This window comes from Herbaspirillum lusitanum, from assembly GCF_046025995.1.
In the GTDB taxonomy this organism is placed as follows: domain Bacteria; phylum Pseudomonadota; class Gammaproteobacteria; order Burkholderiales; family Burkholderiaceae_D; genus Herbaspirillum; species Herbaspirillum lusitanum_A.
Genome location: NZ_JAQQFM010000004.1, coordinates 353,876 through 372,738 on the forward strand (window position 1 = coordinate 353,876; position 18,863 = coordinate 372,738).

General features: G+C 60.7%; 16 protein-coding genes. 8 read left to right on the forward strand and 8 right to left on the reverse strand.

Features of this window, described 5'->3' with window-relative positions; translation table 11 throughout:
• The first annotated feature begins 49 nt into the window (after positions 1–49).
• Together PQR62_RS10210 and PQR62_RS10215 are read left to right on the forward strand one after the other, a co-directional pair.
• A complete protein-coding gene (locus tag PQR62_RS10210; RefSeq protein ID WP_408157472.1) occupies positions 50–877 on the forward strand; it encodes an EamA family transporter in 828 nt (275 codons plus the stop codon).
• 127 nt (positions 878–1,004) lie between these two features.
• Positions 1,005–1,766, forward strand: a complete 762-nt coding sequence (locus PQR62_RS10215) for an SDR family oxidoreductase (protein ID WP_408157474.1) — start codon at positions 1,005–1,007, stop codon at positions 1,764–1,766.
• An 89-nt stretch (positions 1,767–1,855) separates the two neighbouring features.
• On the opposite strand, the gene PQR62_RS10220 is transcribed toward PQR62_RS10215, so the two are convergent.
• Positions 1,856–4,141 (reverse strand): UvrD-helicase domain-containing protein, encoded by a 2,286-nt coding sequence (locus PQR62_RS10220; RefSeq protein WP_408157476.1) that lies wholly within the window; start codon positions 4,139–4,141, stop codon positions 1,856–1,858.
• Positions 4,142–4,331: 190 nt separating this feature from the next.
• Here PQR62_RS10220 and aroQ point away from each other — a divergent pair, with 190 nt between their 5' ends.
• The 3 genes from aroQ (at position 4,332) to PQR62_RS10235 (ending at position 7,076) form a co-directional block, all read left to right on the forward strand.
• Complete coding sequence (gene aroQ / locus PQR62_RS10225) at positions 4,332–4,961, forward strand: gamma subclass chorismate mutase AroQ (protein WP_408157478.1); 630 nt, start codon at positions 4,332–4,334, stop codon at positions 4,959–4,961.
• 195 nt (positions 4,962–5,156) lie between these two features.
• Positions 5,157–6,371: an MFS transporter gene (locus PQR62_RS10230; RefSeq protein WP_408157480.1), complete on the forward strand. Its 1,215-nt coding sequence runs from the start codon at positions 5,157–5,159 to the stop codon at positions 6,369–6,371.
• A gap of 216 nt (positions 6,372–6,587) precedes the next feature.
• Entirely contained in the window at positions 6,588–7,076 is a 489-nt protein-coding gene (locus PQR62_RS10235) for a Dps family protein (protein ID WP_408157482.1), read from the forward strand.
• 129 nt (positions 7,077–7,205) lie between these two features.
• Here PQR62_RS10235 and thiE read toward each other — a convergent pair whose 3' ends face one another.
• The 5 genes from thiE to thiC are packed head-to-tail and all read right to left on the reverse strand — an operon-like array spanning position 7,206 to position 11,694.
• On the reverse strand, positions 7,206–7,844 hold the full coding sequence (thiE, locus tag PQR62_RS10240) for a thiamine phosphate synthase (RefSeq protein ID WP_408157484.1): 639 nt from the start codon (positions 7,842–7,844) through the stop codon (positions 7,206–7,208).
• Positions 7,837–8,709: a bifunctional hydroxymethylpyrimidine kinase/phosphomethylpyrimidine kinase gene (gene thiD / locus PQR62_RS10245; RefSeq protein ID WP_408157486.1), complete on the reverse strand. Its 873-nt coding sequence runs from the start codon at positions 8,707–8,709 to the stop codon at positions 7,837–7,839. Before thiD ends, thiE begins: the two co-directional genes overlap by 8 nt.
• Positions 8,706–9,515, reverse strand: coding sequence for a thiazole synthase (locus PQR62_RS10250; RefSeq protein ID WP_408157488.1), 810 nt, complete (start codon positions 9,513–9,515; stop codon positions 8,706–8,708). The genes thiD and PQR62_RS10250 overlap by 4 nt, the downstream gene beginning before the upstream one ends.
• A 45-nt stretch (positions 9,516–9,560) precedes the next feature.
• Complete coding sequence (gene thiS / locus PQR62_RS10255) at positions 9,561–9,761, reverse strand: sulfur carrier protein ThiS (RefSeq protein ID WP_408157490.1); 201 nt, start codon at positions 9,759–9,761, stop codon at positions 9,561–9,563.
• 19 nt (positions 9,762–9,780) lie between these two features.
• Entirely contained in the window at positions 9,781–11,694 is a 1,914-nt protein-coding gene (thiC, locus tag PQR62_RS10260) for a phosphomethylpyrimidine synthase ThiC (RefSeq protein WP_408157492.1), read from the reverse strand.
• A gap of 434 nt (positions 11,695–12,128) precedes the next feature.
• Between thiC and PQR62_RS10265 the strand changes: the two genes are divergently transcribed.
• The 3 genes from PQR62_RS10265 (at position 12,129) to PQR62_RS10275 (ending at position 17,019) form a co-directional block, all read left to right on the forward strand.
• Positions 12,129–14,939 carry a valine--tRNA ligase gene (locus tag PQR62_RS10265; protein ID WP_408157494.1) on the forward strand — a complete coding sequence of 937 codons (2,811 nt, stop codon included), beginning with the start codon at positions 12,129–12,131 and terminating at the stop codon, positions 14,937–14,939.
• A 230-nt stretch (positions 14,940–15,169) separates the two neighbouring features.
• Positions 15,170–15,631, forward strand: a complete 462-nt coding sequence (locus tag PQR62_RS10270) for a DUF2147 domain-containing protein (RefSeq protein WP_408157496.1) — start codon at positions 15,170–15,172, stop codon at positions 15,629–15,631.
• A 251-nt stretch (positions 15,632–15,882) separates the two neighbouring features.
• The gene (locus PQR62_RS10275) at positions 15,883–17,019 is read left to right on the forward strand and encodes a branched-chain amino acid ABC transporter substrate-binding protein (protein WP_408157498.1); all 1,137 of its coding nucleotides are present in this window, start codon (positions 15,883–15,885) and stop codon (positions 17,017–17,019) included.
• Positions 17,020–17,059: 40 nt separating this feature from the next.
• Here the strand turns inward: PQR62_RS10275 and PQR62_RS10280 are convergent, their stop codons facing one another.
• Both PQR62_RS10280 and PQR62_RS10285 read right to left on the reverse strand, forming a co-directional pair.
• On the reverse strand, positions 17,060–17,518 hold the full coding sequence (locus PQR62_RS10280; protein ID WP_408157499.1) for a YaiI/YqxD family protein: 459 nt from the start codon (positions 17,516–17,518) through the stop codon (positions 17,060–17,062).
• A 135-nt stretch (positions 17,519–17,653) separates the two neighbouring features.
• A complete protein-coding gene (locus tag PQR62_RS10285) occupies positions 17,654–18,496 on the reverse strand; it encodes a 2-keto-4-pentenoate hydratase (protein ID WP_408157500.1) in 843 nt (280 codons plus the stop codon).
• Positions 18,497–18,863: the final 367 nt, after the last annotated feature.

Below are 18,863 nucleotides of genomic sequence, written 5' to 3' on the forward strand. Positions count from 1 at the left end.
ATGAAGAGACTTCGCTTTAATCAGAGCGCCGGGCTGCTTAGTATGGGGCATGCCCTTCCACATCGTTTTACTCGTATTGTTTGCGGCCCTCTTGCACGCGGGCTGGAATGCGCTGTTGCGCAGCGGAGTCGACCGCCTCTGGTCCATGACGGTCATGTGCCTGGCGGTAGCGCTCGCCGGCACTGCAATCGCCGTGTTCCTGCCGGCGCCGGCCAAAGCCAGCTGGATATATGCCGCGCTTTCGGCAGGACTGCATGTCGGCTATAACCTGTTTCTGGTCAGAAGCTATCAGGTCGGAGACCTGGGGCAAACCTATCCGATTTCACGCGGTTCTTCTCCCGTATTGGTCACCGCCGCAGCATCTGCCTTCGCCGGAGAGAGTGCAGGCCCGACCACTTTGCTCGGCATCGCGCTGGTGTCGGGCGGGATTATTTCCCTGGCGTTCAGAGGACGCCGGCTGGCCGTTCCCAGCCTGCCGTATGCTCTGGGAACCGGATGTTTCATTGCCGCTTATAGCGTGGCCGACGGCATTGGGGTGCGTCTGTCCGGCGCACCGATGGCCTATACCGCCTGGATGTGCGCCTTGTGGGGTGTCTTGATGCCGGCGGTATATATCGGCCTGCGCGGCACAAGCAGTTTGTTCGCCGTTCGCCCCGGATTCTGGACCGCCTTCATGGGCGGGCTGGTTTCTCTGCTGGCCTATGGCATCGTTATTTACGCCATGTCCGGCGCGCCCATGGGGGCGGTATCGGCATTGCGCGAAACCAGTGTGCTGTTCGCTGCCCTGATCGGCTATTTTTTCCTGGGCGAGTCCCTGACCTTGCGCAAGATGCTGGCATGTACGGTGATTGCCGTCGGCACCTTCCTCATCGGCTGAACGCGACATGGGCAATCCTCCGCACATCAATAGTCTGTCAGCCCTCGGTTCCCGCTCGCCTGAAGGCCCGGTCGCTTAGTCACGATTCCAGCCATTTCCACTCTTCAAACGCATGGAGGTTTACCAAATGAATACACGCTCTCCCGCTCCGCTCATTCTGATCACAGGCGGCAGCCGTGGCGTAGGCGCTGCCACAGCGCGGCTGGCAGCTGCGCAAGGCTACGATGTCGCCATCAGCTTCATCGCCGGCGAATCCGCAGCGCTCGCAGTGATATCCGATATTGAAGCCCTGGGACGCAAGGCATTGGCGATGCGCGCGGACAGCGCGGATCCGGAACAGGTCGCTCAATTGTTCGCCGCCATTGATCAGAAGTTCGGCCGGATGGATGTTCTGGTGAACAATGCTGCGGTGCTGGCACCGCAGTCGCGTCTTGAGAATCTCGGGTTCGAGCGCATGCAGCGCATCTTCGCGGTCAACGCGATCGGCCCCATTCTCTGTGCGCAGCAAGCCGTCAGGCGCATGGCCTATCGTTACAGCGGCCAGGGCGGTTCCATCATCAATATCTCATCGGCATCCGCCCGGCTCGGCAGCCCGAATGAATATGTCGACTATGCAGCGTCGAAGGGGGCGCTTGAAACATTCACGACCGGCTTCGCCAAGGAAGTCGCGCGGGAGGGAATCCGGGTCAATTGCATTCGTCCCGGGCACATCTACACGGAGATGCATGCCAGCGGCGGCGAGCCGGGGCGGGTGGACCGGGTCAAGGACTCGATCCCCATGGGCCGAGGCGGGCAACCGGAAGAAGTGGCGCGGGCCATCCTGTGGCTGGCCAGCAGCGAAGCGTCCTTCATCACCGGCACCTTCCTGGATGTCACCGGCGGTAAATGAGAAACCGCGAGAGACGGCCAAAGCGCCGGTCACAGGCAGCAGCGCAAGCCGGCAAAGAGCTCAGTTGCCAGCCAGAAGAAATACAGGCATCAGCCGACCTTCTCCAGCTTGGCCACACTCAAGTCCAGCAACTTCATCCCGAACTTGCCGAAGTTGATGTGCGCTCGCGTGCTGCCGCCATCGCCCTCGATGTTCACGATCACGCCTTCGCCGAACTTGGCATGTGCCACACCCTGTCCGATGCGCCACTCAGAGCCCTGACGATTGAAGCCTTGCGCAATCTTGTTATTGCCGGACTCGGGCGTTTCCACCCACGCCGCCTTGGGATGCGCGAACCAGCTGTTGGGCTGCTTCACCACCTTGGACGAAAGCCACTTGATCGAGTCCTCAGGCAACTCATCGAAGAAGCGTGAACGCAGGTTGTAGCGGGTCTGACCGTGCAGCATGCGCGTCTGCGAAAACGTCATGTACAGACGCTTGCGCGCGCGCGTGATGGCGACGTACATCAGGCGTCGCTCTTCTTCCACGCCGCCCTCTTCCTTGGCGCTGTTCTCATGCGGGAACAGGCCTTCTTCCAGACCGGTGATGAATACCGCGTCGAACTCCAGGCCCTTGGCCGAGTGCACCGTCATCAGCTGCAGGGCATCCTGACCGGCTTGCGCCTGATTGTCGCCGGCTTCCAGCGAGGCGTGCGAGAGGAAGGCCGACAGCGGCGACATCAATGTCACCAGCGAAGCATCGGCGTCGATGATCTCGATGCCGTCGCCCAGCGTGATGCCGGTACCGGCGCTGGCCAGCGCCTGCGGGCCGAGGAAGGCCGGCGCATCCAGGCCAAAGCCCTCTTCCGACACGAACAGGGTCGCGGCACTGACCAGCTGCTCCAGATTTTCGATGCGGTCGGCGCCTTCTTTTTCGCTTTGATAATGCGTCATCAGCGTGCTGCGCTCCAGCACCAGCTTGACCATTTCCTGCAACGGCATGTGCTGGCTTTCGAAGCGCGCGCCTTCGATCAGCTTGATGAAGGCATTGAGCGAGGAACCGGCCTTGCCGGCCACATATGGCACGGCGGCATACAGCGAACAGTTGTACTGGCGTGCGGCGTCCTGCAGTTGCTCCAGCGCCTTGGCGCCGATGCCGCGCGTGGGGAAATTGACCACGCGCAGGAAGGCCGAATCGTTGTGCAGGTTGTCCATCAGCTGCAGGTAGGCGATCGCGTGCTTGACTTCGGCGCGCTCGAAGAAGCGCTGACCGCCGTAGACGCGATACGGGATCGCCGAGCTGAACAGCGCGTGTTCCAGCACCCGCGATTGCGCATTGGAGCGATACAGAATCGCGATCTCGCTGCGGCCCCAGCCTTCGGCGATCAGATTCTTGACCTGCTCGATGATCCACTGCGCTTCAGCCAGATCGCTGATGGATTCATAGATGCGGACCTGTTCGCCGTGGCCGGCGTCGGTGCGCAGATTCTTGCCGAGGCGCTTGCTGTTGTTGGCGATCAGCTCATTGGCGGTGTCCAGAATGTGGCCGTGCGAGCGGTAGTTCTGCTCCAGCTTGATCAGATTCTCGACCTTGAATTCACGCTCGAAGGCCGACATGTTGCCGACGTTGGCGCCGCGAAAGGCGTAGATGCTCTGATCGTCGTCGCCCACGGCAAACACGGCGCCGTGCGGACCGGCCATCAGCTTCAGCCACTTGTATTGCAGATCGTTGGTGTCCTGAAACTCGTCCACCAGAATGTGGCGGAAGCGCGCCTGATAATGCTCGCGCAGCGGCTGATTGCGCGATAGCAGTTCGTAGGTGCGCAGCAGCAGCTCGGCGAAATCGACCACGCCTTCGCGCTGGCACTGCTGATCGTACAGCTCGTAAAGCTCCACGAACTTGCGGTTGTAGTCGTCGGCGGCATCCACGTCTTTCGCGCGCAGCCCTTGATCCTTGGCGCTGTTGATGAAGTACATCAGATTGCGCGGCGGATATTTTTCATCGTCGACATTGAGCGCCTTGAGCATGCGCTTGATGGCCGACAACTGATCCTGCGAATCCAGAATCTGAAAGGTCTGCGGCAGACCGGCATCCTTGAAATGCGCGCGCAGCAGGCGATTGCAAATGCCGTGGAAGGTACCGATCCACATGCCGCGCGTGTTGATCGGCAGCATGGCGGACAGGCGCGCGGTCATTTCCTTGGCGGCCTTGTTGGTAAAGGTCACGGCCAGAATGCCGGACTGCGAAGTCTGGCCGGTCTGGATCAGCCAGGCGATGCGCGTGGTCAGCACGCGGGTCTTGCCGGAACCGGCGCCGGCCAGGATCAGCGCGGATTGCGCAGGCAGCGTGACGGCAGCCAGCTGTTCTTCATTCAGATTGTGGAGGAGATTTTGCATCCTGCGATTATAAGGCGGCGCGCGTCCGAGAGCCGCCGATTGCCCGCGCAATAATCGCGCAATAATCGCGCGGCCCTGCGCAGACAGCGTCAAAAAGAGTGAAACGCCATGCGCTATACTCCTGCGCTTCAGATTCTGCGCCCGGTTTTCGCCGGCAGAATCGCGATCCATCAGGGGAGATCTTCCTGCCATGTTCATCCGCGCCATCTGGTTTCCGACTGTTCCGCTGCGCCGTCCGCGCGCCATCCTGCATGCGTTGCAGCACCTGATCGCGCTCGGCTGCTGCGCCTTGCTGCTGTCAGCCTGCGCAGGCTTGCGGCCCGGCAGCGTCGATGCGCAGACGCAGGCCGCTCTGCGCCAGTTGCTGGAATTGCAGAAACAAAGGCTGGACGTCGCCACGCCGGTGGCGCGCAGCAAGTGGAATTCGGGTGCGGCGATCGACGATCCGGCGCGCGAGGCGGCGATTCTCAATGAGGTGGCGGCTCAGGCGCAGAAAAGCGGTGTCGATCCGCAATGGAGCCGGCGTTTCTTTCAGGATCAGTTCGATGCCGGCAAGATCGTGCAGCGCGAACTGCATGCGCAATGGCGTGCGCAAGGCTTGCCGCCTTTTGCCGCGCCGCCCGATCTGGCGCGCGAGGTGCGCCCGGTGCTGGATAAGCTGACGCCGGCCTTGCTGCAATCCTTGCTGCGTCTGCAGGGGCGCTGGTGCGAAACCGGCATGCGGGCCGAGCTGGCGGCTTTATCGTCGCGGATTCTGGCAAAGGACTATGACCGCGCCGTGCGGGAGCGCGCACTGGCGTCACTGTTGTGCCCGGATTGATTTGCGTGCCTGAGCTTGAGCTCACTCGCCGCATCTCAGCGAAGGGCATTATCAAAATGCCATCGTCGCGCAAAAACGACTAATTTCGCGCAAAAATCATGCTGGCCTGCAGCATTTTTTCGAGAAGAGTAAAATTCCAGCTTGCTGTTCACGCGCACACTGGCGCGCGCAGCGCCTCTCCCGACTTTCCCCATCATGTCCGACGATTCTTGTAGTCCATCCACTGCGACAGCGGCCCCGCTATCACCGACCGCTGTCACGCTTCAGATTCTTTCCACCGTACTGTTCACCTTCCTGGTGTATCTGGCCATCGGCATCCCGATGGCGGTGCTGCCGGGCTATATCCACCTGGATCTCGGTTACAGCTCGTTTATCGCCGGGCTGGGTATCAGCGTTCAGTATTTCGCCACCTTCGTCAGCCGCGCCAATGCCGGCCGCATGATCGATACCGTCGGCCCCAAGGCCACCGTGATGCGCGGCATGCTGTTCTGCACCGCCAGCGGCGTGGTGCTGTTTCTGGCGTCGCTGGCGCAGACACTGCCCTTCCTCAGCCTGTGCCTGCTGATCGTCAGCCGCACCTTGCTCGGTCTGGGCGAAAGTCTGGTCGGCACCGGCGCCATCATGTGGGGCATCGGCCGCGTCGGCACACACAATACCGCCAAGATGATTTCCTGGAACGGCATCGCTACCTATGCGGCGCTGGCCATCGGCGCTCCGTTGGGCGTGATCCTCGACCGTTCGCTGGGCTTTGCGGTGATCGGTCTGAGTGGTCTGGCGCTGACGACGATCGGCTACCTGCTGGCGCGCTCCAAGCCGGCCGTGGACGTGGTCCAGGGCGAACGCCTGTCGTTCAAGCTGGTGCTGCGCCGCGTGTTCGCCTACGGCATCGGCCTGGCATTCGGCACCATCGGTTTCGGCTCCATCGCCACCTTCATCACGCTGTATTACGCAGACCATCAATGGGGCAACGCGGCTTACTCGCTGACGCTGTTCAGCGCCGCCTTCGTCGGTTCGCGTTTGCTGTTCGCCAATTCGATCAACCGTTTCGGCGGTTATCGCGTGGCGGTGGTGTCCTTCATCACCGAAGCCATAGGCCTGCTGCTGCTGTGGGTGGCGACCGTGCCGGAAGTGGCCATGCTGGGCGCAGCACTGGCCGGGTTCGGTTTTGCGCTGGTGTTTCCGTCACTGGGTGTGGAAGCGGTCAATCTGGTGCCGCCGGCCAATCGCGGCGCCGCGCTGGCGGCTTACTCGGTGTTCCTCGATCTGGCGCTGGGCTTCACCGGCCCGCTGGCAGGGCTAATCGTCGGCCAGTTCGGTTATCCGCAAGTGTTCCTGTTCGCCGCCATCGCTTCGCTCGGCGCAGTGGCCTTGTCGCTCTCGCTGTACCGCAGCGCGCAACGGGCGGCCTGACGCCCGGCGTCATCTCTGCATGCCCATGCAATGGGGCCGATAGCGGCAAGGCTATCGGCCCCATTGGCATTTTTTCGCTTGCGATCAGGAACAATGTCCGCATGTAAGTAATCAGTCACCTGTTGAAACAGGATGGGGAACATGCCCGATTTGGCATAGAATCGCCATGTTGTTTTAAACCGCTTACGAAAAACCGAACACACAAGGAGCGTCAAAATGGCCAAGAAAAATCCTACCCAGATCAACATCGGCATCAACGACAAAGACCGCAAGAAGATTGCGGACGGTCTCAGCAAACTGCTGGCCGACACCTACACGCTGTATCTGAAGACGCACAACTTCCACTGGAACGTGACAGGCCCGATGTTCAACACCCTGCACCTGATGTTCGAAGGTCAGTACAACGAACTGGCGCTGGCCGTCGATCTGATCGCAGAACGTATCCGCGCACTGGGCTATCCGGCACCGGGTTCGTACAAGGAATTCGCCAAGCTGTCGTCGATTCCTGAAGCCGATGGTGCGCCCAACGCGCAGGAAATGATCGCGCAATTGGTGGCCGGCCAGGAAGCCGTCACGCGCACCGCACGCTCGATCTTCCCGGCCGTCGATGCTGCCTCCGATGAACCGACCGCCGACCTGCTGACCCAGCGCATGCAATTGCATGAAAAGAACGCATGGATGCTGCGCAGCCTGCTGGAAGGCTGATAGCATCGAAGCTGTCTGAGCTTGCGGCGCGCTGCCGCAGCTCAAAAAAAATGCCGCCGTGATCGTGAGATACGGCGGCATTTTTCATTGAGGCGCTACTGCAACATTCGCGCGTAGTGATTCAGTGCATCAAAACAAAGCGGCAAATTCCCGCGCCGCCTGCTCCGCATTGCTCTCGGGCCCGTTCATGTAAACACTGCTGATGGCAGCCACCATGTCCGCGCCCTGTGCAATCAACGGCCGGCAATTCTGCTGCGTCATGCCGCCGATCACCACCACCGGCAAGGGAATTTCCTTCTTCGATTCAGCCACGATTTCGGGCGCGGTCACGAAATCATATTTCTTCACGCGCGAGGGATAGAAACCGCCGAAGGCCACATAGCTGGCGCCGGCCGGATACGCATCACGCGCCAGTTGCAAAGTACCGTAGCAGGAGGCGCCGACAATCTTGCCCTTGCCCACTGCCGCGCGCACTTCAGCCACCGAGGCATCGGTGCCGCCGACGTGGATGCCGTCGGCATCCAGCGCCAGACACAGCTCCAGATAGTCGTTGATGACGAAAGGTACGGCATGCTTGCGGCACAGCGCCAGCAAGGCGCCGGCCTGCTCGCGGCGCAAGTCGGCGTTGGCGCTCTTGTGGCGGTATTGCAGCAGCGCCGCGCCCCCCTTCAGCGCCTGCTCCGTGGCGCTGAGCAGCTTGTCGGTGTCATCCCAGTCGGGAGTGACGATGTACAGGCCCTTGAGGCTTTGTGCGAATTTTTCAGTCATGATTTTCTCCTGCCGAAGGCACAACAAAAGCCGGCACGCGATTCGGAATGCGCTGACCGGCGGCAATGGCGTATGAAGTATTCAGCGCGTGCTGCGTGTAGTCCTGCGCGGCGGCGATAGCATTGCGCATCGGCGTGCCTTTGGCGAGCTCGGCCGCGAGTGCCGCCGCCAGCGTACAGCCGCTGCCGTGGAATTCGTCCGGCAGACGCGGCCAGCTCCAGTGTGCGCTTTCTACCGCTTCTTCGACGTGCTCGGATTGAAAGAAGGTGCCGAACCAGCGATTGACCACATCTTCCTGTTGCGGGCCATGCCCGCCCTTGAGCAAGACATGACGGCAACCGCGCGCCATCAGACGCGCCGCCTGTCGCGCCGGCGTCAGGCCGGCGCCGCACAGGCGATTCGCTTCATTCAGATTGGGGGTGATCACAGTCGCCAGCGCATATAGCGGCTCCAGCACCCGGGCGGCATCGTCGTTCGACAGATTGTCTCCCTTGCCGTTGGCCAGCACCGGGTCGAGCACCACCGGCAGATCAGGCTGCGCCACCCTCAGTTGACGGATCAGCGCCGCGATCACTTCGGCATTGGCGCGGCTGCCGGCGATGCCGAGCTTGACTGCCGAGATGCGGAAGCGGTCGATCAGCGCCTGCGCCTGATGCCGCACCAGCTCTGCATCCAGCGGATGCACGGCAAACACGCTGACATTGTCCTGCACCGTCAGCGCGGTCGGCACCGACAGCGGATGGCAGCCGAGCGCGCTGATGGCCGGAATATCCGCCTGCATGCCGGCGCCGCCGCTGGGATCGGAACCGGAAAACACCAGCACGCAAGGCGGCGCGGCGCGATAAGAAGACTCGGCCAAGGTCATGCGATGCGGCCCGCCATCGGCGACGAAGGCGAAGCCGAGAATCGGCGTGCGATGCGGCCCGCCAGATAGGCTTCACGCCCGGCCTGCACGGCTAGTTTCATGGCGCGCGCCATGCGAATCGGGTCGCGCGCGCCGGCGATCGCAGTATTCATCAGCACGCCATCGCAGCCCAGCTCCATCGCAATCGCCGCATCCGACGCCGTGCCGACGCCGGCATCGACCAGCACCGGCACCCTGGCCTGATCGATGATCAGCGACAGATTCCAGGGATTCAGAATGCCCATGCCGGAGCCGATCAGCGAGGCCAGCGGCATCACCGCGACACAGCCGATTTCTTCGAGCATCTTGGCCTGGATAGGATCGTCGCTGCAGTAGACCATCACGTCGAAGCCGTCCCTGACCAGCGTCTCGGCCGCCTTCAGGGTTTCAGGCATGTTGGGGAACAAGGTCTTTTCGTCGCCCAGCACTTCCAGCTTGACCAGCTTGTGACCGTTCAGCAGTTCGCGCGCCAGTTGCAGCGTGTAGACCGCGTCGGCCGCGTTGTAGCAACCGGCGGTATTGGGCAGGATAGTGAACTGCGAAGGCGGCACCGCATCCAGCAGACTGGGCGCATTCGGGTCCTGCCCGATGTTGACGCGGCGGATCGCCACCGTGATGATGTCGGCGCCGCTGGCATCGGTCGCCAGCCGGGTTTCGTTCAGATCCTTGTATTTGCCGCTGCCCACCAGCAGGCGCGAGCGGTAGGTTTTGCCGGCGATGGTCAGCCCGGCATCTTCCTGTATGGAAGGGATGTCGTTCATGTTCATGTCAATTCCTTTGAGAGCGTGGCGATGACGGGAAGATGGCGCGGCTCAGCCGCCGCCGATCGCCCGCACTACATCCACTTTGTCGGTCTCGGCCAGCGCGTGCGCCGCCCATTGCTGGGACGGCACCACCTGCCGATTCACGGCCACCGCCACTGCGCGGCCGGTCAGCTCCAACGCTGCGATCAGTTGCTCCAGCGTGGCGCCGTCCGGCAGCGGGTGCGGCTTTCCGTTCAGTTCGATCTGCATGGTCAATCCTGTTGAAGCGTCAAGTCTTGGAATAGATCTCGGCGCCCATCTTCACGAACTCCACCGATTTCACCTCCATGCCCTGCTTCAGCGCAGCGATTTCCGAGATGCCTTCCTTGGCGGCGTAATCGCGCACCTCCTGCGTGATCTTCATCGAGCAGAAATGCGGGCCGCACATGGAGCAGAAATGCGCCACCTTGGCCGAATCCTTGGGCAGGGTTTCGTCGTGGAATTCACGCGCCTTGTCCGGGTCGAGACCGATGTTGAACTGATCTTCCCAGCGGAATTCGAAGCGTGCTTTCGACAATGCGTTGTCGCGAATCTGCGCGCCCGGATGGCCCTTGGCGAGATCGGCCGCGTGCGCAGCGATCTTGTAGGTGATGATGCCGTCCTTCACATCCACCTTGTTGGGCAGGCCCAGATGTTCCTTGGGCGTGACGTAGCACAGCATCGCCGTGCCGTACCAGCCGATCTGCGCGGCGCCGATGCCGGAGGTGATGTGGTCGTAGCCCGGCGCGATGTCGGTGGTCAAAGGACCCAGCGTGTAGAACGGCGCTTCGTGGCACTGCTCCAGTTGCAGGTCCATGTTTTCCTTGATCAGATGCATGGGCACGTGGCCGGGGCCTTCGATCATGACCTGCACGTCGTGCTTCCACGCGATCTGGGTCAGTTCACCTAGCGTCTTCAGCTCGCCCAGTTGCGCTTCGTCGTTGGCGTCGTAGATCGAACCCGGACGAAGGCCGTCGCCCAGGCTGAAGCTGACGTCGTAGGCCTTCATGATGTCGCAGATGTCTTCGAAGTGCTCGTACAGGAAGGATTCCTTGTGATGCGCCAGACACCATTTCGCCATGATGGAACCGCCGCGCGAGACGATGCCCGTCATGCGCTTGGCGGTCAGCGGCACGTATTGCAGACGCACGCCGGCGTGGATGGTGAAGTAGTCGACGCCTTGCTCGGCCTGCTCGATCAGCGTGTCGCGGAAGATTTCCCAGGTCAGGTCTTCAGCCTTGCCGTTGACCTTTTCCAGCGCCTGATAGATAGGCACGGTGCCGATCGGCACCGGCGAATTGCGGATGATCCATTCACGCGTTTCGTGGATGTTCTTGCCGGTCGACAGATCCATCACGTTGTCGCCGCCCCAGCGGATGGCCCAGGTCATCTTTTCGACTTCTTCGCCGATGGACGAAGTCACCGCCGAGTTGCCGATGTTGGCGTTGATCTTCACCAGGAAGTTGCGGCCGATGATCATCGGTTCGACTTCAGGGTGATTGATGTTGGCGGGGATGATGGCGCGGCCGCGGGCGACTTCGTCGCGCACGAATTCCGGCGTGATGGTGGCGGGAATCGAGGCGCCGAAGGACTGCCCCGGATGCTGGCGGCCCATCAGGTCGGCCAGCTTGTTGCCCATCGGGCCGGAGGCTTTGAGCTGCTCCAGATATTCCTGGCGGCGCAGGTTTTCGCGGATGGCGATGAATTCCATTTCCGGCGTGATGATGCCGCGGCGCGCATAGTGCATCTGCGAAACATTGCCGCCTTCCTTTGCGCGGCGCGGCTTGCGATGCAGGTTGAAGCGCAGCTCGGCCAGCGCCGGATCGTTCAGACGCTGCTGGCCGTATTCGGAGGTCGGACCGTCGAGCTCGTCGGTGTCGTTGCGTTCCAGAATCCACGGCAAACGCGGCGTGGACAGACCGGCGCGGATGTCGATTTTGACATCGGGATCGGTGTAGGGGCCGGAAGTATCGTAGACGTAGATGGCCGGATTCTTTTCCGAACCGAACATCGCCGGCGTGTCGGACTGGCTGATCTCGCGCATCGGCACGCGAATATCAGGGCGCGAACCGGTGACGTAGATCTTGCGGGAATTCGGTAAAGGCTGGACGGCTGCCTCATCGACCGTGGCGGTCGCGGACAGGAATTTCGGATTGGCGTTCATTTTGGCTCCTTTGCGGTTGGCTTTTGGAGCCAGCAAAGGAGGATACGGAGAGGGACGGATTGCCTTGAAGATTGCCTGACATCAAGATGCAATGCGCCGGTTCCGGCAGCTTCCCTTCGCTGGCATTACCCAGATCAGGTTCAAGGGTATTTCTCACCCGTCAACATCCGGCCTTCGCAACTTGCTGCTGTTGCAAAGTCCGTACAAAGACAGGACCCCTAGCGTTTACACGGCGTTGTTTCAAACGTCGTGGGCCGGATTCTACACCTTCAATTGCGCCGCCTGCATTACAAATTTTCAGGAGTTGCCATCGGGGAAACCTGCGCTACGAAGAGCACGCGCGTTCTCTCGGCGTCAGCGATTTTGCGGTGGGGAGCCGCATTCTGCTGCCGCTCCTTTATAATGGACGGTTTCGCAAAAACACACGTCAAATCATGGAATTAGCCAAGTCTTTCGAGCCTGCCGACATTGAAAAATACTGGCGCGAGGAATGGGAAAAGCGCGGGTATTTCGCCGCCACCACCGCGCCGGAAAAGCCATCGTTCAGCATTCAGCTGCCGCCGCCGAATGTGACCGGCACGCTGCACATGGGCCATGCCTTCAATCAGACCATCATGGATGGCCTGACCCGCTACCACCGCATGCGCGGTTTCAATACCGCCTGGATTCCGGGCACCGATCACGCCGGCATCGCCACGCAGATCGTCGTGGAGCGCCAGCTCGATGCACAAAAGATTTCGCGCCATGATCTGGGCCGTGAAAAATTTGTCGAGAAGGTCTGGGAGTGGAAAGAAAAATCCGGTTCCACCATCACCGGCCAGATGCGCCGCATGGGCGCCTCGACCGACTGGGATCGTGAGTACTTCACGATGGATCCGAAGATGTCGACCGCCGTCACCGAAGTGTTCGTGCGCCTGTTCGAGCAAGGCCTGATCTATCGCGGCAAGCGTCTGGTGAACTGGGATCCGGTGCTCGGCACGGCGGTCTCCGATCTGGAAGTGGTGTCGGAAGAAGAAGACGGTTCGATGTGGCACATCAATTATCCGCTGGCCGATGGCAGCGGCCACATCACGGTCGCCACCACGCGCCCCGAAACCATGCTGGGCGACGTCGCCGTAGCGGTCGATCCCACCGATGAGCGTTACGCACACCTGGTCGGCAAGATGCTCAAGCTACCGCTGAGCGATCGCGAAATTCCCATCATCAAGGATGAATACGTCGACAAGGAATTCGGCACCGGCTGCGTGAAGATCACGCCGGCGCACGACTTCAACGATTACGCCGTGGGCGCGCGCCACAATCTGGAAAAGATCAGCATCTTCACACTGGACGCCAAGATCAATGAAAACGGCCCGGCCCAGTATCAGGGCATGGATCGCTTCGACGCGCGCAAGAAGATCGTCGCCGACCTCGAAGCGCTGGGCCTGCTGGATCTGGTCAAGCCGCACAAGCTGATGGTGCCGCGCGGCGACCGGACCAATGTGGTGATCGAGCCGATGCTGACCGACCAATGGTTCGTGGCGATGAGCAAGCCGGCGCCGGAAGGCACTTACTTCCCCGGCAAATCGATTGCCGAAGTGGCGCTGGAAAAGGTCGCCAACGGCGAGATCAAGCTGATTCCGGAAAACTGGAGCAACACCTACAACCAGTGGCTCAACAATATCCAGGACTGGTGCATCTCGCGTCAGTTGTGGTGGGGCCATCAGATCCCGGCCTGGTACGACGAAGACGGCAAGGTCTACGTCGCCCGCACCGAAGAAGAAGCCAGGGCGCAAGCCGGCGGCAAGAACGTGACGCGCGACAACGATGTGCTGGATACCTGGTTCTCGTCGGCGCTGGTGCCTTTCTCCTCGCTGGGCTGGCCGGAGCAGACGCCGGACTACAAACTGTTCCTGCCGTCGTCGGTGCTGGTGACCGGCTTCGACATCATCTTCTTCTGGGTGGCGCGCATGGTCATGATGACCACGCATTTCACCGGACAGGTGCCGTTCAATACGGTGTATGTGCACGGACTGGTGCGCGACGGCAACGGTCAGAAGATGTCCAAGTCCAAGGGCAATACGCTCGACCCTATCGATCTGATCGACGGCATCGGCGTGGATGAACTGGTGGCCAAGCGTACCGTCGGCCTGATGAATCCCAAGCAGGCCGCGAGCATCGAAAAAGCCACGCGCAAGGAATTCGCGGATGGCATCCCGGCCTTCGGCACCGACGCGCTGCGCTTCACGTTTGCCTCGCTGGCGACGCTGGGCCGCAACATCAATTTCGACCTCGGCCGCTGCGAAGGCTATCGCAATTTCTGCAACAAGCTGTGGAACGCCACGCGCTTTGTGCTGATGAACACCGAAGGTCAGGACTGCGGTTTCGACGGTCACGTCAAGGGTGAATGCAACAAGGAAAAACTGCAATTCTCCAAGGCCGACCGCTGGATCGTGTCGCTGCTGCAGCGCGCCGAAGCGGAAGTGGAAAAGGGCTTTGCCGACTACCGCTTCGACAACATCGCGTCGGCCATCTACAAGTTCGTGTGGGATGAGTATTGCGACTGGTATCTGGAAGTCGCCAAGGTGCAGGTTCAGACCGGCAACGAAGCGCAACAGCGCGCCACCCGCCGCACCCTGCTGCGCGTTCTGGAAGCTGTACTGCGCCTGGCGCATCCGGTCTTGCCTTTCGTCACCGAAGCGCTGTGGCAGAGCGTGGCGCCGCTGACCGACAAGCAACTCGACCCGGCCGGCGACTCCATCATGCGTCAGCCTTATCCGCAAGCCGATCTGGAAAAGATCGACGACGAGGCCGAAGCCTGGATGACGCAGCTCAAGACGCTGACCGATGCCTGCCGCAATCTGCGCGGCGAGATGCAATTGTCGCCGGCGCTGCGCGTGCCGCTGATCGTGGAAGCGGCGAATGCAGACGCCGTCACGTCTTTCCTGCCGTATCTGCAATCGCTGGTGAAACTGAGCGAAACCCAGGTCGTGACGCAACTGCCGGAATCCCCGGCGCCAGTTGCCATCGTCGGCGATGTGAAGCTGATGCTGAAGGTGGAAGTGGATATCGCCGCCGAACGCGAACGCATGAGCAAGGAGATCACCCGCATCAGCGGCGAGATCGTCAAGGCCAACGGCAAGCTGTCCAATGAGAGCTTCGTTGCGCGTGCGCCGGAAGCGGTGGTGGCGCAGGAAAAGGAACGCCTGGCCAACTTCACCGCGACGCTGGCCAAGCTGCAGGAGCAATTGGCCAAGCTGAAGTAAGCGTCGTCTGCAGCAAGGAAGCAAAGAAAGCCGCCGCCTCTTCGGAGCCGGCGGCTTTTTCCTGCCTGCAAATTTACTCTCCGGCAAGACTTTCCCCGCTACCGCCATCGTCAACGGCGGCGTGCTTTTATTTGCGCTTGCCCGGCGCCGGCCGCTTGTCTACACTAGGCCGACAAATTAGAACATCCGTGCTTTTAATGGCAAACGGTCAACCATCAACAGGAGACATGATGAAAACCACGACATCGCGCAGCCCCCTTCTTGCAGCGGCGCTGCTTACCGGCCTGCTGGCCTGCACCTCGGCCTGGGCCGATGGCTCGCCGGTCGGCCTATGGAAAAACATAGACGACGCCACCGGCAAACCCAAGGCGCTGATCCGTATCAGCGAAAGCGAGGGCGAGCTCAAGGGCAAGATCGAGAAACTGTTCCGCGCGCCGGAAGAAGATCAGAATCCCAGGTGTGAAAAGTGCGAAGGCGATCTGAAAGATCAACCCATTATCGGCATGACCATCCTCAGCGGGCTCAAGAAAGACGGCGATGACTACAGCGGCGGCCAGATCCTCGACCCGGCCAACGGCAAGCTCTACAAGAGCAAGCTGAGCGTGATCGAAGGCGGCAAGAAGCTCAATGTGCGCGGCTATATCGGCATGCCGATGCTGGGCCGCACGCAAACCTGGGTGCGCGAAGAATAGTGATATTGCGCAGAGTGTTTCTTTGCATAAAGGCAGCCGCGCGCTGCCTTTATTTTTGTCCTTCGCAAGAATTTTCTTGTTCTATAATCAATTCGGCCGTGAGGTCGAATGTTGTGAAAACAATATAAAAAATAAAGTGCGCTGGCGCTGGATACGGATGTGCTCCGATTCATTTCCGCGCAGAAAACTCAGGTTCTGGTAGGGGAGGACGTATGTTTCGCATGTCGTCTGCATCTATTGTTTTCCGCAAAATGGTCGCGCTCGCATTGCTGGCCGTGGCGTTGTTCTATTCCGCCGCACAAGCATGGGCCGCCACCCCGCCACCGCCGGCCAGCATCGTCCTGATCGGTTTCGCTGCGCCGCTCAGCGAATTCAGTGCCAGGCATGGGCGCAACGCCGCACTGCTGGCGATTGAAGAGGCCAATAAAGATAATCCTCGCATCGCCGGCCAGCCGGTGCAGTTTCAATTGCTGGAGCAGGATGACAAATCCGATGTGGTCGTCACGCCCTACGTTGCGCGTACGCTGGTCGCCAGCAAGGTGATCGGCGTCGTCGGCCACTGGAGCAGCGCCACCACCATGGCGGCCGCGCCAGTCTACAGCGATGCCGGGCTGGCACATATTTCACCGACGGCATGGACCCGCGAGCTGACGCAGAAATCGTTCAAGACCATATTCCAGATGGTCGGCAACAATGCCGCCGGCCTCGCCTTTGCCGCCGACTATCTGGTGCGCGATCAAAAACTGAAACACGTTTTCATACTGGATGACGGCGGCTACCTTGGCACCGCCATGGCCGGCTATTTTTATGAGAACGTAAAAACTGCCGGCGGCGAAGTGGTTCATCGCGCTTCAATCAATAGCAAGACCTCGGATTTCAATCCACCGCTGCAAAGGGCGCAACAATTGCAGCCCGATCTGATTTTCTTCAGCGGGCGTACAGTGCAGAGCGGCGTGCTGACCAGCAACCTGCCGCGCTTCCAGATGCAGCCGGCGTTGCTGCTGACCGACAACGTGGTCAACGAGGATTTTCTGCGCAATGTGGCCAAGACCGAAACACCGGTCATGGCCATCGTGCCAGGCACGCCGGTGCAAAGACGGCCGCGCATGGCGGCGCTGGAAAAGAAATATATCGAACGCTACGATGCAGAGATGACGGCCTTCGGCGCCTATGCCTACGACAGCGTGCATCTGCTCATCGCGGCGGCAAAGAAGTCCAATTCGCTGGATCGCGGCAAGATCGTGGAGGCGCTGCGCGAAATCCGGTATGCCGGCGTGACCGGCAACATAGGCTTCGATGCCAGCGGCGCTTTGCTCAGGCCGGACTACACCTTGTACCGTATCGAACAGAAGAAATGGGTACCGGTAAAGGTGTTCGGCGGCAAGTGAAGCACCGCTGCGGCACACCGCAATTCAGTGATCGAGTACGTTAAGCCGCAGGCTTGTGATGCTGCGCGACATAGCGATCAAGCTGGCGCGCAAAGGCGCGGCCGTCGCTCTGGCTGAAGGCGGCCGGGCCGCCGGTTTCGACGCCGCTGCTGCGCAGTTCTTCCATGAAGTTGCGCATCGTCAGATGCTGCTGGATATTGTCGGCGGAGTACATTTCACCGCGCGGATTGAGCACCGCCCCGCCCTTCTCTATCGCCTCTGCCGCCAGCGGAATGTCGGCACTGATGACCAGATCGCCGGGCTGCGTCAGACGCACGATTTCCTTGTCGGCAACGTCGAAGCCGGCCGGCACCACGATGGATTTGATGAAGCGTGAAGGCGGCACCCGCAGCTGGCGATTGGCGACCAGCGTCACCTGGATGCCGGTGCGGTCGGCCACGCGGAACAGCATGTCCTTGATGACGCCGGGACAGGCGTCGGCATCAACCCAGATCTGCATGTGTAACCTTGAAGTGAAAATGCTGCGAGCGCTGCCGAGAATGCCGCGTCGCGCGAGCGTGTGAATCTTGAACCGAATGAAGGTCGGCAAGCGCAGCAAGGCGCCGAACAGGCGGCGCCATGCTGCTCAGCATTCTCACACAAACGATACGGTCAGGCCGGGCAAGGTGACACCGGAAAATGCCGTGACCCAGGTCTGACCAGGTTCGACCGGATAGGCATCGGTCCAGGTGCCGGTGGTGATGATTTCACCGGCCTGCAATTGACGGAACTGCGTCTGCTTTTGCAGCAACTGATGCAGATGCCACAGCGCGTGCAAGGGACTGTCCATTTCGTCGTTGCAGAAACCGGCAGCGCGCAAGGTGCTGCTGGTGTCGGTATTGCAGGACAGTGAAACGCTGGCGCTGGCCAGAATCTGGCTCAGGTGATGACGCGTGCCGTAGGAGAGCACGTGCGGCTCGCCGATGATCAGCGTGCCGTGCAGGCCGAAGGCGGCGATTGAATCGGCCACCGTGAATTCCCAGTTGGCGAACGGACAGGCAACGATCTCGAAGCCATGCGCCATCCACTCCAGGCAATCGGCCATGTCGTCGAGCGTGGCGTCCGGCGCCGGCGTCTTGCCGAGCTTGAAGACGATTTCCGGCTCGATGCGCGGTTGCATCGCGCCGGCCAGCGATTGCAGGCCGTGATTGTCTTCGGCGAAGCGCACCGTGGTATCGAAAATCGGCGCCCAGATGGTGGTGCGGGTATCGTCGGTGACGCCGTAACGACTCCAGGATTTGTGCACCGAGAATCCGATCTTGCGACCGATGGGCTGTTCGCCTTGCGCGACGCGGACATTGCGGATGCAATGCGCGATATCGTAGGCATCCTCCACCGTCAGTTGCTCGGATTTGGAGATCAGGGGGAGCAGGCGAGAATTTGCCCGCGCATCCAGCAGTTGATGCGCGTACCGACTGGCTTGACTCGACATTAGCATGAGGGGCTCACATCGAAAGATAGTGAATAGCTATGCATTGTCGATGACGATTAGTTTTTGCACAAGTAAAAACTCGCCTTTATACGGGCTCAGGCAAAATATTCATGAGAGGCGTTTGGTGATGCCACAGACTTTCTCGCAGAAAATATTGGCAGACCGGCAAAGCCCTTGCGGGTGGCGGATCAGCTAAGCACAGTCTGGATAAGGCTTTACGCCCAGATGTCCAGCATGCAGACAGACGAAAGCCGGGCCCCATGCAAATTCAGCATGAAGCTCGCGATTTGATTGCGCCATTCCGCGTAATGAATAATTTCAATTGGCGCAAGAGCGTGCCGCACGTGCGCCTCCCGTTTTCAGGCATTGAAAG